Source organism: Campylobacter sp. JMF_14 EL1, assembly GCF_027737585.1.
Lineage (GTDB): Bacteria > Campylobacterota > Campylobacteria > Campylobacterales > Campylobacteraceae > Campylobacter_B.
In genome coordinates, this window is sequence record NZ_JAOVTW010000002.1 from 61726 (window position 1) to 74745 (window position 13020).

At 41.3% G+C, this 13020-nt stretch carries 18 protein-coding genes and 4 tRNA genes; 12 read left to right on the forward strand and 10 right to left on the reverse strand.

What is annotated here, in order from left to right:
- Positions 1-35: 35 nt before the first annotated feature.
- From OFN73_RS03765 to ribA, 9 genes are all read right to left on the reverse strand, one after another.
- The gene (locus tag OFN73_RS03765) at positions 36-569 is read right to left on the reverse strand and encodes a type II secretion system protein (RefSeq protein ID WP_270862303.1); all 534 of its coding nucleotides are present in this window, start codon (positions 567-569) and stop codon (positions 36-38) included.
- An 84-nt stretch (positions 570-653) separates the two neighbouring features.
- Positions 654-1076, reverse strand: a complete 423-nt coding sequence (lysM, locus tag OFN73_RS03770) for a peptidoglycan-binding protein LysM (RefSeq protein ID WP_270862304.1) — start codon at positions 1074-1076, stop codon at positions 654-656.
- 590 nt (positions 1077-1666) lie between these two features.
- Positions 1667-2533, reverse strand: a complete 867-nt coding sequence (gene htpX / locus OFN73_RS03775) for a zinc metalloprotease HtpX (RefSeq protein WP_270862305.1) — start codon at positions 2531-2533, stop codon at positions 1667-1669.
- Positions 2521-3057, reverse strand: a complete 537-nt coding sequence (locus OFN73_RS03780) for a hypothetical protein (protein ID WP_270862306.1) — start codon at positions 3055-3057, stop codon at positions 2521-2523. Before OFN73_RS03780 ends, htpX begins: the two co-directional genes overlap by 13 nt.
- The gene (locus OFN73_RS03785; protein ID WP_270862307.1) at positions 3054-3284 is read right to left on the reverse strand and encodes a hypothetical protein; all 231 of its coding nucleotides are present in this window, start codon (positions 3282-3284) and stop codon (positions 3054-3056) included. The genes OFN73_RS03780 and OFN73_RS03785 overlap by 4 nt, the downstream gene beginning before the upstream one ends.
- 9 nt (positions 3285-3293) lie before the next feature.
- Positions 3294-3674, reverse strand: coding sequence for a type II toxin-antitoxin system death-on-curing family toxin (locus OFN73_RS03790; protein WP_270862308.1), 381 nt, complete (start codon positions 3672-3674; stop codon positions 3294-3296).
- Complete coding sequence (locus tag OFN73_RS03795) at positions 3671-3871, reverse strand: hypothetical protein (protein WP_270862309.1); 201 nt, start codon at positions 3869-3871, stop codon at positions 3671-3673. Before OFN73_RS03795 ends, OFN73_RS03790 begins: the two co-directional genes overlap by 4 nt.
- A gap of 47 nt (positions 3872-3918) precedes the next feature.
- Positions 3919-4485: a 16S rRNA (guanine(527)-N(7))-methyltransferase RsmG gene (gene rsmG / locus OFN73_RS03800; RefSeq protein ID WP_442868087.1), complete on the reverse strand. Its 567-nt coding sequence runs from the start codon at positions 4483-4485 to the stop codon at positions 3919-3921.
- Positions 4482-5045, reverse strand: coding sequence for a GTP cyclohydrolase II (gene ribA / locus OFN73_RS03805; protein WP_270862310.1), 564 nt, complete (start codon positions 5043-5045; stop codon positions 4482-4484). Before ribA ends, rsmG begins: the two co-directional genes overlap by 4 nt.
- Positions 5046-5106: 61 nt before the next feature.
- Here ribA and hemB point away from each other — a divergent pair, with 61 nt between their 5' ends.
- The 7 genes from hemB (at position 5107) to OFN73_RS03840 (ending at position 10723) form a co-directional block, all read left to right on the forward strand.
- The gene (gene hemB / locus OFN73_RS03810) at positions 5107-6084 is read left to right on the forward strand and encodes a porphobilinogen synthase (protein ID WP_270862311.1); all 978 of its coding nucleotides are present in this window, start codon (positions 5107-5109) and stop codon (positions 6082-6084) included.
- Positions 6085-6098: 14 nt separating this feature from the next.
- Entirely contained in the window at positions 6099-7019 is a 921-nt protein-coding gene (gene argF / locus OFN73_RS03815; RefSeq protein WP_270862312.1) for an ornithine carbamoyltransferase, read from the forward strand.
- Entirely contained in the window at positions 7020-7502 is a 483-nt protein-coding gene (locus OFN73_RS03820) for a DUF2603 domain-containing protein (RefSeq protein ID WP_270862313.1), read from the forward strand. It begins immediately after the preceding gene.
- The gene (hemN, locus tag OFN73_RS03825; protein WP_270862314.1) at positions 7489-8853 is read left to right on the forward strand and encodes an oxygen-independent coproporphyrinogen III oxidase; all 1365 of its coding nucleotides are present in this window, start codon (positions 7489-7491) and stop codon (positions 8851-8853) included. Before OFN73_RS03820 ends, hemN begins: the two co-directional genes overlap by 14 nt.
- Positions 8854-8856: 3 nt before the next feature.
- The gene (locus OFN73_RS03830) at positions 8857-10119 is read left to right on the forward strand and encodes a (Fe-S)-binding protein (RefSeq protein ID WP_270862315.1); all 1263 of its coding nucleotides are present in this window, start codon (positions 8857-8859) and stop codon (positions 10117-10119) included.
- The gene (locus tag OFN73_RS03835; RefSeq protein WP_270862316.1) at positions 10103-10429 is read left to right on the forward strand and encodes a hypothetical protein; all 327 of its coding nucleotides are present in this window, start codon (positions 10103-10105) and stop codon (positions 10427-10429) included. Before OFN73_RS03830 ends, OFN73_RS03835 begins: the two co-directional genes overlap by 17 nt.
- 114 nt (positions 10430-10543) lie before the next feature.
- A complete protein-coding gene (locus tag OFN73_RS03840) occupies positions 10544-10723 on the forward strand; it encodes a hypothetical protein (protein ID WP_270862317.1) in 180 nt (59 codons plus the stop codon).
- 224 nt (positions 10724-10947) lie between these two features.
- Here the strand turns inward: OFN73_RS03840 and OFN73_RS03845 are convergent, their stop codons facing one another.
- A complete protein-coding gene (locus OFN73_RS03845) occupies positions 10948-11166 on the reverse strand; it encodes a hypothetical protein (RefSeq protein ID WP_270862318.1) in 219 nt (72 codons plus the stop codon).
- Positions 11167-11287: 121 nt separating this feature from the next.
- Between OFN73_RS03845 and OFN73_RS03850 the strand changes: the two genes are divergently transcribed.
- From OFN73_RS03850 to tuf, 5 genes are all read left to right on the forward strand, one after another.
- Positions 11288-11363 (forward strand) — tRNA-Thr (locus tag OFN73_RS03850).
- Between the two features lie 35 nt (positions 11364-11398).
- Positions 11399-11483, forward strand: a tRNA-Tyr gene (locus tag OFN73_RS03855).
- Positions 11484-11492: 9 nt separating this feature from the next.
- Positions 11493-11569, forward strand: a tRNA-Gly gene (locus tag OFN73_RS03860).
- Positions 11570-11681: 112 nt separating this feature from the next.
- Positions 11682-11756 (forward strand) — tRNA-Thr (locus tag OFN73_RS03865).
- A gap of 57 nt (positions 11757-11813) precedes the next feature.
- Complete coding sequence (gene tuf / locus OFN73_RS03870; RefSeq protein ID WP_270859319.1) at positions 11814-13013, forward strand: elongation factor Tu; 1200 nt, start codon at positions 11814-11816, stop codon at positions 13011-13013.
- Positions 13014-13020: the final 7 nt, after the last annotated feature.

Sequence of the window (13020 nt, forward strand, 5' to 3'; positions counted from 1 at the left end):
ATTCAAAGCTCCTTAAAACCGCCAAAACCTAAATTTTATCTAAATTTATTCGGATTTAATCCGCCGATTCGTGTGCCTTTGGCTGTTTTGTTTGCGCCAGTTTCGTCTGTGTATGTGAAACTTGCATCGCGCATTGATTTCATCGTGGCTTGATTGTGCGCTAGTTCGCACGCATTTGAGGCACCCGCACTCATACCGTCTATGCGCACCCAAGCCCCCATGTATTCGCTCACGCCATAAGTTAGGGCGTAGCAAGGTTTGTTTTTGACTCTGATGTGCATTGACACGCTACCGCCGTTAGCTAGGCACGAGCCGTTGCCTGCGTGCGCGCCACCAGCGGCTGAGCTAAATGTGGCGACATTGCTCATAAAATTTGGATTGTTGCTAAGACAGCCGTTTGCGTTGTAGTAGTTTGTGATATCGCTAGTAAGGGTCTTTATATTTGTCATCAATCGCACGATTTCAGCATCGTCCCTGCTGGCGTTCATTCTAGGTAGAGCGATACTAGATAAAATTCCCAAAACAACGATAACAAAAACAAGTTCAACCATAGTAAAAGCGTTTTTCATAACCTGCTCCTAGCTAAATTTTGGGTGATTATACAAAAATTTGAAAAATAAAAAAAGAGTAGGGCGCGTTTTGCGCCCATAAATTTAGATTTTTGGAATTCTGATTTTTTGACCTGGATAGATTAGGTTTGCGTCTTTGATGACTTCGCGATTGGCCTCGAAAATCACAGGGTATTTGTTAGCATCGCCGTAGAATTTCTTAGCGATTTTTGAAAGGTTGTCGCCTTTGACGATAGTGTAGTAGTTCTCTTCGCTATCTTCATTGACGCCTTCGATTTCTACGCTTGAAATTCCATTTACATTGCCTGCGATTAGAGCGGCTTTTTCAAGAGTTTCTTTGTCAGCGTTTCCGCTTACTTTAACGACATTGCCCTCGATTTTGACATCTAAGCCCTCGATTGGGGTAGAAGAGAGGTTTTTGGTAATCTCGTCTTTGACATTTTGCTCGTCGTTTCCGATACCAAGTAGCTTTTTACCAGCATTTGCAACAAATGAAAGTAATCCCATTTTTTCTCCTTTGATGAAAAATAAAATGTGATTTTAACGCAAGATAGTAAATATTTGAAAAAATGAAAATTTGTGATTATATTGCAAGAAATGAGAAATAATTTATGAAATTTTAGTTTTGTAAATTTTGCAAAAACACTGACCTGGAATTTTTATTTGTAGCAATGACAAATCAAGTGTAAATTTTGCATAATTTGTCATTGCGAGGCGTGAAACGCCGAAGCAATCTACGAGTTTAAAATTCCTTGCGCTAAATTTGCTGTCATTGCGAGAAAACGAAGTTTTCGAAGCAATCCAGTAAAATTCAGAGTAAAATTCAACCTAAATTTAGCATTGAATTATTTTTTAAATTTTAGATTGCGCCGTGTTTTTCTCGTAAGGGGGAAGGGGGCTTGAATTACTTTGCTTCGCTTCGCTCGCAAGAAATGCCGGCTGTCGCCGTCGCTACGCTCATTTTGCGAGGTCGCGCCCCTTCCCCCTTACAATCCCCCAACCCCCGACGACGCTTTACAAGGTGGCTAAATTTAAAGCTTTGCTTTAAATTTAGCTAGTTTTATTTTACGGAAATGCTTCGCATTTCCTTGCAAATTTTACTTTTGGGTAGCGATTTTGTCTTTTAACTCTTCGAGTTTTGCGATACGGTCGCTTGTGCTAGGGTGCGTGCTAAAAAGCTGAGAGAAATTCGCCTTAATCCCGCTAAATGGGTTTATGATAAACATGTGCGCAGTCGATCCTGTCGCAGAGTGCATGCGGTAGTTTTTGGCGTAATTATCTAGCTTGGATAGAGCAGAAATCAGCCATTCAGGGTGCCCTGTAAGCGCGGCTGCACCGGCGTCTGCTTTGAATTCTCTGGTGCGTGAGATCGCCATTTGGATTATGCTAGCGGCTAGTGGCATTATCACGGCTCCAATTAGCAAGAAAATGCCGTTTGCGCCACCGCGATTTTGCGAGTTTGAGCCCGCAATCGCGCCAAATTTGGCGAAATTTGCTAGCATTGCGATTGCGCCTGCAAACATCGCAGCGACCGAGCCGATTAAGATATCGTAGTGATTAACATGGCTTAGCTCGTGAGCTAGCACGCCCTCGATTTCTTGCGGGCTCATTAGATTTAGCAGGCCTTGTGTAACGGCGACTGCGGCGTTGTTTGGGTTGCGACCTGTGGCAAAGGCGTTTGGAACTTGCTCGTTGATGATATAGATTTTTGGCATTGGTAAATTCGCCTTAGCGCAAAGGCGATCGATTATGTCGTATAACATAGGCTGGCTCTCGGCCGTAACTGGCGTAGCGCGGTAGTGTTTCAAGACTAGTTTGTCGCTGAAAAAATAGCTGAAAAAATTCATACCGCACGCCACGACAAACGCCATAATCATACCCTTTTGTCCGCCAATTAGGCTGCCGACGAACATAAAAAGTAGCACTAGCCCGCTCATTAGCAGGGCGGTTTTTATTTTTTCCATATATCCTCCTTGGATAAATTTTTCGCACTGATTTTTGTGTCTAAATTTTTGATTTTTCCGCCTAAATTTTTGGTTAGACCGATTAGACCTTGCGGATTGATATGTGGCAGGTGAAATTTGCGTCCGCCCGCAAAAAGCCCGCTTAAAAAGGATTTTGGGCGGTTTGCGATGGCTTCTTTGAAAACCACAGCGTCGATTCCAAGCTCAGCCAGCTGTTTTAGAGCGCGAGGCGAGCTTGCAAACATCGCGATTTTAGCGTCAAAAAGATAGTCGTTGGCCAGCTTTTGCGCGAGTGGAGCGGTTTTTTTATTTACGATGATAAATCTCGCACCTGCGCCGTTTGCGAGCAAAATTTCGTTTAGGTTGTTTGTAATGACGCTGAAATTTTTCTCCGTGCTTTTGGCTAGCGAGATTAATTTAGGATCAAATTTAAAGAGCAAATTATCGTATCTGAAAACCTCGTCAGTGTGTTTGATAGCGTAAAACGGCTCGTAATCAACCAATTCATGCCCTAGAATAATCATTTTTTTTCCTTTATTTTTGCCAAGCAAGATTTGCAAATTTGGCGAGAATTATGCGAGATAAGCGCGCTAGTTTCGTAGTATGTCCCGCACTCATCGCAAGGCATTAGCGCTGTTGGCTCTTGCTCGCTCTTTGTGCCTGCGCTCTCGCCCTTTTTGGCGCGAAATTTCGGCACGATTAAAAAATAAATTAACGCAATAATTATCGCTAATGATAAAAGTTTTCCCATTTTTGGCCTTTAAATTTTTAATAAATTTTCAAATATTTCTTGTAATTTTTCTTTTGAAATACTGCCGTCTGCGACGCTTACGACTATATTTTCCATAAATTCGTAAAAACTATCTTTGTCAAAAACTGCCTCATTAATTATCAAAAAAGCCTTTGAAAGCATTATGGCACTTCGTTTGTTTCCGTCTAAAAATGGGTGAAATTTGACGCACGAAAACATTAAATGCGTTACTTTTTCTGCAATGCTAGGATAGTATAAATCGTTTTTGATATTTTCTAATGTTGAGGCTAAATAGCCGATTTGAGCGTTATTGTAGCCAATCAATCCGCCCATTTTTTCTAAAACGCCGTCGTGCAAAGATATGGCTTGATTTAGCGTTAAATATTTCATTTATCTTTTAGCCTTTCAAAGACAGCGCGATTTTTGGGGTTTTCGAAAATATCGTTTAAAATTTCGTTTTTGAAATTTTCAAAATCCTGTGTTTGCTCTGCTTTGTAGCCGATTTTTTGGCAAAATTGCGCAAAAAATTCAACTTCGCCATTTGGAACCAAAACCAACATAGGCGTAAAATCCTTTGAAGTTTGCATTACTTAATCCTTTTAAAATTCGCTTTATCGCAAGATTATACAATATTTTAACAAATTCCGCTAAGAAGTAGGTAATTTCGCATACCAGCGTTAAAAATCTCAAATTTGGCACTTGGAAATTTGCTTTTAGTCTCGGTGATTTCATCATCTACGCTGCTACCTTTATAGAGCAAAAAGTGCGTATTACTATCATAAAATCCATCGCAAATTTCGACTAAATTTTTCGTTTTCATCACAGCCCTTGAAGTTATCAAATCAGCCCTAAATTTTAGCGAATTTTCGATTTTTTCTCTATGAATTTCGACATTTTTTAGCCCCAAATTTACCTTAGCGTAGGTCAAAAACGACGCTTTTTTGGCGATTGGCTCGTATAAATGCCATTTCGTGTGGTTTAAAACCATAGCCAAAAATATCGCCGGAAACCCAGCCCCGCTACCGATGTCAATGGCGATTTTAGGGTATTTTGGGATAAATTTCACCCCACCGATACTATCAGCGATAATTTCGCTTAAATCATCGTAATTCGTAAGGCTGTGGATTGCGTTAAATTTACGCAGACACTCGCCAAATTTAGCGCACTTTTCGTCGAAATTTTCAGGCAAAATCAAATTCACAGCAAATGCCCCATTTTATCTTTTTTGGTTTTAAGATAATTTTCGCTAAATTCGTTAGCTTTGATGATAATCGGTATGCGCTCGACGATCTCCACACAGTGCAAATTTGATAGCTTTTCAGGGTTGTTTGTGAGTAAATTTATCTTTTTGATTTCATAGTGTTTTAGGATAAAATCCACGATTTCGTAAGTTCGCTCATCTGCTTTGAAACCTAGCTGATGATTTGCCTCGATTGTATCTAGCCCCTTATCTTGGAGATTGTAGGCGTTGATTTTGTTCAAAAGCCCGATATTTCGCCCCTCTTGGCGCAGGTATATCACCATACCGCCGTTTTTTTCTATGTATTTTAGGCTCTCTTCGAGTTGGTCGCGGCAATCGCATTTTAGGCTTCCAATCGCATCTCCTGTGAGGCACTCGGAGTGGATTCGCACATTTACGATTTCATTTAACGGCATTTTTGCGATTACTAAGTGTTCTTTTTCGTTTTCTTTGAAGGACTGCACCTTAAATTTACCGAAGCGTGAGGGCAAATTTGCAATCTGCGAAATTTGAATATTCATATAAAATTTACTCCATTTGTGATATTATAAATCGATGATTTTACCCAAAAAAGGAAAAACAATGTTTAAACGATTTAGAAGAGTGCGTATAAATCCCGTAGTAAGGGAGCTTGTGCGCGAAACTTCGTTAGAGATGAGAAATTTTATTTACCCGCTTTTTGTCGTTCCTGGTAAAGGTGTCAAAAACGAGATAAGCTCCATGCCGGGCGTTTTCCAGCTGAGTTTGGACGAAATTTTAAAAGAGTGCGAAATTTTATCAAATTTGGGAATTAATAAAATTTTGCTTTTTGGAATTCCAGAGGTTAAAGACAGCATTGGCTCTGACGCGCTTAGTGATGATGGCATAATCGCCACTGCGCTTCGCGCGATTAAGGATAAATTCCCAAAATTTATGGTGATTACGGATTTGTGCTTTTGCGAATACACTGACCACGGACACTGCGGGATACTAGATCATGTTCATCAAACCGTAAATAACGACGCTACGCTTGAAATTTCAGCCAAACAAGCCTTAATCCACGCCAAAAACGGCGCTGATATGATAGCCCCAAGCGGTATGATGGACGGCATTATCACCACTCTTAGGGGTGCGCTTGATAGCAATGGATTTGAAAATTTGCCGATTATGGCGTATTCGACAAAATTTGCGAGCGGGTATTACGGGCCGTTTCGCGATGTAGCGGAGAGTGCGCCTAGCTTTGGCGATAGAAGCTCGTATCAAATGGATCCAGCAAACCGATTTGAGGCGATAAATGAGAGTTTAGAAGACGAGGCACAAGGCGCTGATATTTTAATGGTAAAACCGGCACTTGCATATTTGGATATAATCCGTGATTTGCGCGAGCGCACACTGCTTCCGATTTGTGCGTATAATGTCAGTGGCGAATACGCGCTTTTAAAAGGCGGAGCGAAGCTTGGATTGATCGATTATGAGCGGGTTTTAATGGAGACTATGATAAGCATAAAACGCGCAGGAGCGGATATGATAATCTCATATCACGCAAAAGAAATAGCTGAGCTTTTGCGTAAATTTAGCTAAATTTAGGAGTGAGTATGCGACATTTTTTGACTTTTGAAGATTTTAGCAAAGATGAAATTTTTGAAATTTTGCGCCTTGCAGCCGAGATTAAAAAAGAGGCCAAAGCGAAGGATTACAAACCGTATCTAAAAAACCAAACCCTAGCGATGATTTTTGAAAAAAGCTCGACTAGAACGCGCGTGAGCTTTGAGACTGGTATGTATCAGCTAGGCGGACAAGCGCTGTTTTTAAGCTCGAAAGATATTCAACTCGGTCGTGGCGAGCCTGTGAGGGATACTGCGCGCGTGATTTCTAGCATGGTCGATATGGCTATGCTTAGGGTTTATAAACAAAGTGATTTGGAGGAATTTGCCAAATACTCAGCCGTGCCTGTGATAAACGGCCTTAGCGACTATCTCCACCCAGTGCAGTTAATCGCGGATTATCTTACTATGCAAGAGCGTGCTAGTGGGGACTGCGTCGCGTATATCGGGGACGGAAATAATATGGCGCATACTTGGATTTCGCTGGCTTCGATTTTGGGATTTGAGCTTAGGATTGCTACGCCAAAGGGCTATGAGGCTGACGCTTCTATCGTAGCACAAGCCGAGAAAAACGCCAAAATTTCAGGGGCAAAAATCATCTACACTCACGATCCGCGCGAGGCAGTCTGTGGCGTAGATGTCGTTACGACTGATACTTGGGTTTCAATGGGACAAGAGAGCGAAAAAGAGCGCAAAATCAAGCAGTTTGAGGGATTTTGCGTAGATAAAGATATGATGAGCCTAGCCAAAAAAGATGCTATTTTCTTGCATTGCTTGCCAGCGTATCGCGGATACGAGGTCAGCGATGAGATTATAGAAGCTCATGCAGGCGATGTTTTTAGCGAGGCTGAAAACAGACTGCACGGCCAAAAGGGCGTAATGGTATGGCTAGATAGACACAGAGGTAATTAAGTGGAAAAAAACGACAAAGCATTAACAAAAATTGATCAAATCAATGAATTTTTCGGTATCGAGGACGCTAATAACACGGTTTTTGAGATTTCGCACGACCCACAAACAAACGAAAAAAAACTAACACTAAAAAAGGGCTCATGGAGCGACGAGGAGCCGTGGTTTGGGATAGATGAGAGTGGCGAATTGCACACAATGGTATCTTTAAAATCGCTAAATAATCTAATCCGAGTCGCAAAAGGGGCGATTGCAGAGAATTTCAACCTAAAATTAGAGCGTTCGATTTTACAGCAAGCCCCAGTGGATTTTGGCGATGCGTGGATTGTGTGCATGGACGAAATTCGCAAAATCACGAGCGAAAACCCAAGCATAAAAAAGATAAATTTAGATTTAGACGCCATAGTTTCGCGCGTGAAGCAATCACACCCAAATTTATTTATTGATATCGAAGAGTTAGTAAGGAGCAGAAATGGCAAACATTGATTTTGACGCGTATGCTAAATTTTCGCGCCCAGGACCGCGCTACACGAGCTATCCCACTGCGCTAGAATTTAGCCAAAATTTCAGCTACGAGCAGTATATAAACGAGCTAAAAACCCAAGACAAAAACGCCCCACTCTCGCTTTATTTTCACATGCCATTTTGCCGTTCGGCGTGCTATTTTTGTGGCTGTAATGTCATCTACACTGGCAAACGCGATAAAATGGACAGGTATTTAGACTATATAGATCGCGAAATGGATATTTTGTGCGAGCATTTAGACGCTAGCAGGGTGGTTACACAAATGCACTTTGGTGGTGGCACACCGACATATTTCGACGCCGAACAACTAGATCGCCACATAAAAAACATAAAAAAACATTTTAAAAATTTTAGCGCTGACGCTGAGATTAGCTGTGAGATTGACCCTAGATTTCTCACACAGCAGCAGCTTGATGTGCTTATTTCGCATGGATTTAACCGCATAAGTTACGGCGTGCAGGATTTTAACGAGCGCGTGCAAAAAGAAATCCATAGAATTCAGCCTTATGAGCTGACAAAAAGCGTAATGGATATGGCGCGAAAGGCTGGGATAAAGTCGATTAATATGGATTTGATTTATGGTTTGCCATATCAAAATTTAGCGACTTTCCAAGAAACGCTAAATTTGGCGCTTAGCCTTAACCCAGATCGTTTTGCGATATTTAATTACGCCCATGTTCCATGGATAAAAAAATCAATGCGTAAATTTGACGAAAGCACACTTCCTGCGCCAAAAATCAAGCTTGAAATTTTAAAATTTACCCATGATTTTTTGACCGCTAATGGATACGAGCCAATCGGCATGGATCACTACTCTAAGCCAAGCGACGAGCTTCATGCTGCGCTTAAAGACGGCACGCTTCATAGAAATTTCCAAGGTTACACCACAAAAGGTGGCGCGGATTTGGTGGGCATTGGGCTTACTAGTATCGGCGAGGGCGAGAGGCATTATGCGCAAAATTTCAAAGATATGGCGCCGTATGAGGAGGCGATTGATAGCGGTAAATTGCCGTTTTTCAAAGGAATTTTGTTAAATAGCGAGGATTTGCTTCGCAAAGATGTCGTAATGAGCCTAATGGCGAATTTCAGGGTAAATATCAAAGAGATCGAAGCCAAGCATAATATTAAATTTTTCGAGCATTTTGCAAATTCTCTAAAAGAGCTTGAATATCTTAAAGATTTTGTGAAAATTTCAGACGATGAGCTTAGCGTAACGCCGACTGGAACGCTTCTAATCCGCAATATCGCAATGTGTTTTGATGAGTATATGCACAAAAATTTGGGTGAGAAAAAATTCTCAAAAACGGTGTAAAAAATGTATGATTTCAAAACCCTAAGCGATAAATGCGTAAAATGTGGCAAATGTATTCCAGCCTGCACGATTCATAATATCAATAGCGACGAAGTTACCAGCCCGCGCGGGTTTTTGGACCTGCTTGGTGCGGTCGAGCGGGGCGAACTCGAACTCGATAAAAATATGAAAAATATCTTTGAGAGCTGTTTTTTATGCACAAGTTGTGTCGATGTGTGCAACGACTCCCTACCTACCGATACTGCGATTGAAAACGCGCGCTACAAAATCGCGCAAAAATTTGGCATAGCGTGGTATAAAAGGGCTGCGTTTTGGTTTTTGAGCCACCGCAAAATTTTGGATTTAGCAGCTAGGCTAGGGTATTTTTTCGTGCCGTGCGCCTTTAAGACGCAAAAAGACAGCGAGCGCGGAAATACGATGAGACCGCGATTTTCGGTGCCTATGATGAGCGTGGAGCGCACACTGCCTAGCTTAGCGAAAAAAAGCTTTATGAACTCACACCCTGAATTTATCGACAATGGCGGAAGCAAAACTATCGGGCTTTTTATCGGCTGTATGGGAAACTACGCATATACGGGCATTGGCGAGGCGTTTTTGAAAATCGCAAAAAGCCTAAATTTAAATGTGAATTTGATGAAAAAGCAAGCCTGCTGTGGCGCGCCGCAGTATTTTACTGGGGATTTTGGCTCTGTGGAGAAAAACGCGAAATTTAACATAGAGTATTTTGAAAAAATGCTAGCTAATCTCGACGCTATCGTCGTTCCAGAGGCGACTTGTTCTGGTATGCTAAAAGTCGATTATGTGCATTTTTTCGAGGGCGATTCGCATTGGCAAGAGCGTGCAAAGGCTGTGGCGAGCAAAATTTATCTAGCGACGGAGTATTTTGATAAATTTACAAATTTAAAAGAAATTTTATCAGAGCGCGGAAAAATAGGGCAAATCACCTACCACGATCCGTGCCACTCACGCAAAATGCAAGGAATTTGGCGCGAACCGCGAAATTTGCTCTCGCAAAATTACGAAATAATCGAAATGCCAAACGCCGATCAATGCTGTGGATTTGGCGGTGTAACAATGCAGAGTGAAAAATATCATCTCTCGCGCAAGGCTGGCTTAGACAAGGTCGCCTCGCTCAAAGATAGCCCCCTAAAAATCGTAAGTGCAGAGTGTAGCGCGTGCAGAATGCAACTAAATAACGCCTTTGGCTTAGCGCAAATCGATATGAAATGCGTAAATCCGCTAGAACTGATTGCTAGGGCGCTTTGATAAAATTTGGTGCATAGGAGTAAGAGATGGCGTCTATAATAGGTGGCTTAATCACAATTTTGGTGCTTTTGGCGAAAGAATTAGTGGCGAACTATCAACTAAGCAAAATGCAAATGCAATGCGGGAAGCCTATGCTAGGGGGTTATCACAAGCGTTATCTAGGGGAGTTGAAAAGGGCGAAAATGCAATCCTCGACCAAAACGCAAAACAATTCCTAAGCAACGGCTTCATAAATCCAAATGTAGCTTCGCACATAGCCATAAGTGGAACAGGTGCGCTAATCTTGGAATTGATATTAAAAAATCATTAAAACAAGCAGGATATTATGCAAACGATGCCGTAAAATTTGAGACAAAAGGCAACTTAATTGACGGCAAATATTGGAAGTATAATACTTACGGATACGAAAGGAAAATAGGCGAAAATGATAGGCGAATTTTTAATAATGATAACAGCACTTTTGGCGGTAATGTGGCTGGATTATTTAACGGACAAAAAAGCGCCAGAAAAGCCGATGAACGACTACAAGCGATTTACGAACAACGGCTACGAGAAGCGACAAAAAATGCTAAACAAACAAAGGGAAATGCGCAAGCGGAAATAATCAAAGCACAGCGAGATTTAAAACAAATGCAATACCGCTTAATGGCGAAAACACAGGACAACAATGGCAAAATTTTATCGACAAACGACAAAATACTATTATCAAAATTGGGGAAAAATTACGAGAGGAACCCGTATATTCGCAGACGCAAATACCTAGAACAAATAACCAAAAAGGTTTCATATTTTTAACCTCTTTATTTTATGCCGAATAATAATTAAATTTCAATCCTCGTAAGCGTTTTCTTCTACTTCTGGCTCTTTTGGGCTGTTTTCTTGGATTAGCATGCGGTTGGTTTCGATCTGTTTTTTTAGCTCGTCGTAGTTGCTCTCGGCTTGGTTTAGTCGCTTTTCTAGCGCTGTGATGCGCTTTTCGGAACGAGAAATAAAATAATACACCACATAAATCATAAATATAACGATAATCCAAGGAACGATTTTCATAACAATCCTTTATCAAAATTTGAGTGATTATAACAAAAAAGAGTAAAATTTTAAAATTTTGCTGATTTAGCCTTGACAAAGATTTTTTTTTCAGATATAATCCAAACTTCAATTTCAAAATGCTGGTGTAGCTCAGTTGGTAGAGCTACTGCCTTGTAAGCAGTGGGTCGGCGGTTCAAGTCCGTTCACCAGCTCCATTTTTTTGTAACAGTGTTTGACCAGATTTTCATTAGGTGAGATACTCAAGTGGCCAACGAGGGCAGACTGTAAATCTGCTGACTATGTCTTCCGTGGTTCGAATCCACGTCTCACCACCATGAATCTATGCGGGAGTAGCTCAGTTGGCTAGAGCATCAGCCTTCCAAGCTGAGGGTCGCGGGTTCGAGCCCCGTTTCCCGCTCCATTTGGGTTTTACTGGGAGCTGTAAAAACTTAATGCTTTTATACGCTTTTATATCCAAATTTCGTCTTACATTGTCAGATAGTAGGTAGCGATTTCTCTTGGCCAGGGGTAATGCTCATATGGCTCAGAGGTAGAGCACTTCCTTGGTAAGGAAGAGGTCGCGGGTTCAAGTCCCGCTATGAGCTCCATTTAGAAAATTGCTTAGTTTTTTATTGTGTAACCACAAATTAATAACGGAGGATATGATGGCTAAAGAAAAATTTACTCGTAACAAGCCACACGTAAACATTGGTACTATTGGTCACGTCGATCATGGTAAAACTACTTTGACAGCTGCTATTTCTGCTGTTCTTTCTAGAAGAGGTCTTGCTGAGCTTAAAGATTACGACAATATCGATAATGCTCCTGAGGAAAAAGAGCGCGGTATCACTATCGCTACATCTCACATTGAGTATGAAACAGAGTCTCGCCACTATGCTCACGTTGATTGCCCAGGCCACGCTGACTATGTTAAAAACATGATTACTGGTGCTGCTCAAATGGACGGCGCTATCCTAGTTGTTTCAGCAGCTGATGGTCCTATGCCACAAACAAGAGAGCACATCTTGCTATCTCGCCAAGTTGGTGTTCCATACATTGTTGTTTTCCTAAACAAAACTGATATGGTTGATGATCCTGAGCTTCTAGAACTAGTTGAAATGGAAGTTAGAGAGCTTCTAAATGAATACAATTTCCCAGGCGATGATACTCCAATCGTAGCTGGTTCAGCACTTCAAGCTCTTGAAGAGGCAAAAGCTGGTAACGACGGCGAGTGGTCAGCAAAAATCATGGATCTTATGAACGCTGTTGATAGCTATATCCCAACTCCAACTCGTGACACTGATAAAGATTTCTTGATGCCAATCGAAGATATCTTCTCAATCTCAGGTCGTGGTACAGTTGTAACTGGTAGAATCGAAAAAGGTGTTGTTAAAGTAGGCGACACAATCGAAATCGTTGGTCTTAAACCAACTCAAACAACAACAGTTACTGGCGTTGAGATGTTTAGAAAAGAGATGGATCAAGGCGAAGCTGGCGATAATGTTGGTGTATTGCTAAGAGGAACTAAAAAAGAAGAAGTTGAAAGAGGTATGGTTCTATGCAAACCAAAATCAATTACTCCTCACACAAAATTCGAAGGTGAAGTTTATATTCTAACAAAAGAGGAAGGCGGACGCCACACTCCTTTCTTTAACAATTATAGACCACAATTCTATGTTAGAACAACAGATGTTACTGGCTCAATCACTCTACCTGCTGGCACAGAGATGGTTATGCCTGGTGATAATGTTAAAATCACAGTTGAGCTTATCGCTCCTGTTGCTCTTGAACAAGGAACAAGATTCGCTATCCGTGAGGGTGGTAGAACTGTTGGTTCAGGTGTTGTTTCAAACATCATTGCATAATTTTTAT

Bases quoted from the DNA above. Each gene is read 5' to 3' on its own strand.
- OFN73_RS03765 (WP_270862303.1), bottom strand. From the start codon at position 569: ATGAAAAACGCTTTTACTATGGTTGAACTTGTTTTTGTTATCGTTGTT.
- lysM (WP_270862304.1), bottom strand. From the start codon at position 1,076: ATGGGATTACTTTCATTTGTTGCAAATGCTGGTAAAAAGCTACTTGGT.
- htpX (WP_270862305.1), bottom strand. From the start codon at position 2,533: ATGGAAAAAATAAAAACCGCCCTGCTAATGAGCGGGCTAGTGCTACTT.
- OFN73_RS03780 (WP_270862306.1), bottom strand. From the start codon at position 3,057: ATGATTATTCTAGGGCATGAATTGGTTGATTACGAGCCGTTTTACGCT.
- OFN73_RS03785 (WP_270862307.1), bottom strand. From the start codon at position 3,284: ATGGGAAAACTTTTATCATTAGCGATAATTATTGCGTTAATTTATTTT.
- OFN73_RS03790 (WP_270862308.1), bottom strand. From the start codon at position 3,674: ATGAAATATTTAACGCTAAATCAAGCCATATCTTTGCACGACGGCGTT.
- OFN73_RS03795 (WP_270862309.1), bottom strand. From the start codon at position 3,871: ATGCAAACTTCAAAGGATTTTACGCCTATGTTGGTTTTGGTTCCAAAT.
- ribA (WP_270862310.1), bottom strand. From the start codon at position 5,045: ATGAATATTCAAATTTCGCAGATTGCAAATTTGCCCTCACGCTTCGGT.
- hemB (WP_270862311.1), top strand. From the start codon at position 5,107: ATGTTTAAACGATTTAGAAGAGTGCGTATAAATCCCGTAGTAAGGGAG.
- argF (WP_270862312.1), top strand. From the start codon at position 6,099: ATGCGACATTTTTTGACTTTTGAAGATTTTAGCAAAGATGAAATTTTT.
- hemN (WP_270862314.1), top strand. From the start codon at position 7,489: ATGGCAAACATTGATTTTGACGCGTATGCTAAATTTTCGCGCCCAGGA.
- OFN73_RS03830 (WP_270862315.1), top strand. From the start codon at position 8,857: ATGTATGATTTCAAAACCCTAAGCGATAAATGCGTAAAATGTGGCAAA.
- OFN73_RS03840 (WP_270862317.1), top strand. From the start codon at position 10,544: ATGATAGGCGAATTTTTAATAATGATAACAGCACTTTTGGCGGTAATG.
- OFN73_RS03845 (WP_270862318.1), bottom strand. From the start codon at position 11,166: ATGAAAATCGTTCCTTGGATTATCGTTATATTTATGATTTATGTGGTG.
- tuf (WP_270859319.1), top strand. From the start codon at position 11,814: ATGGCTAAAGAAAAATTTACTCGTAACAAGCCACACGTAAACATTGGT.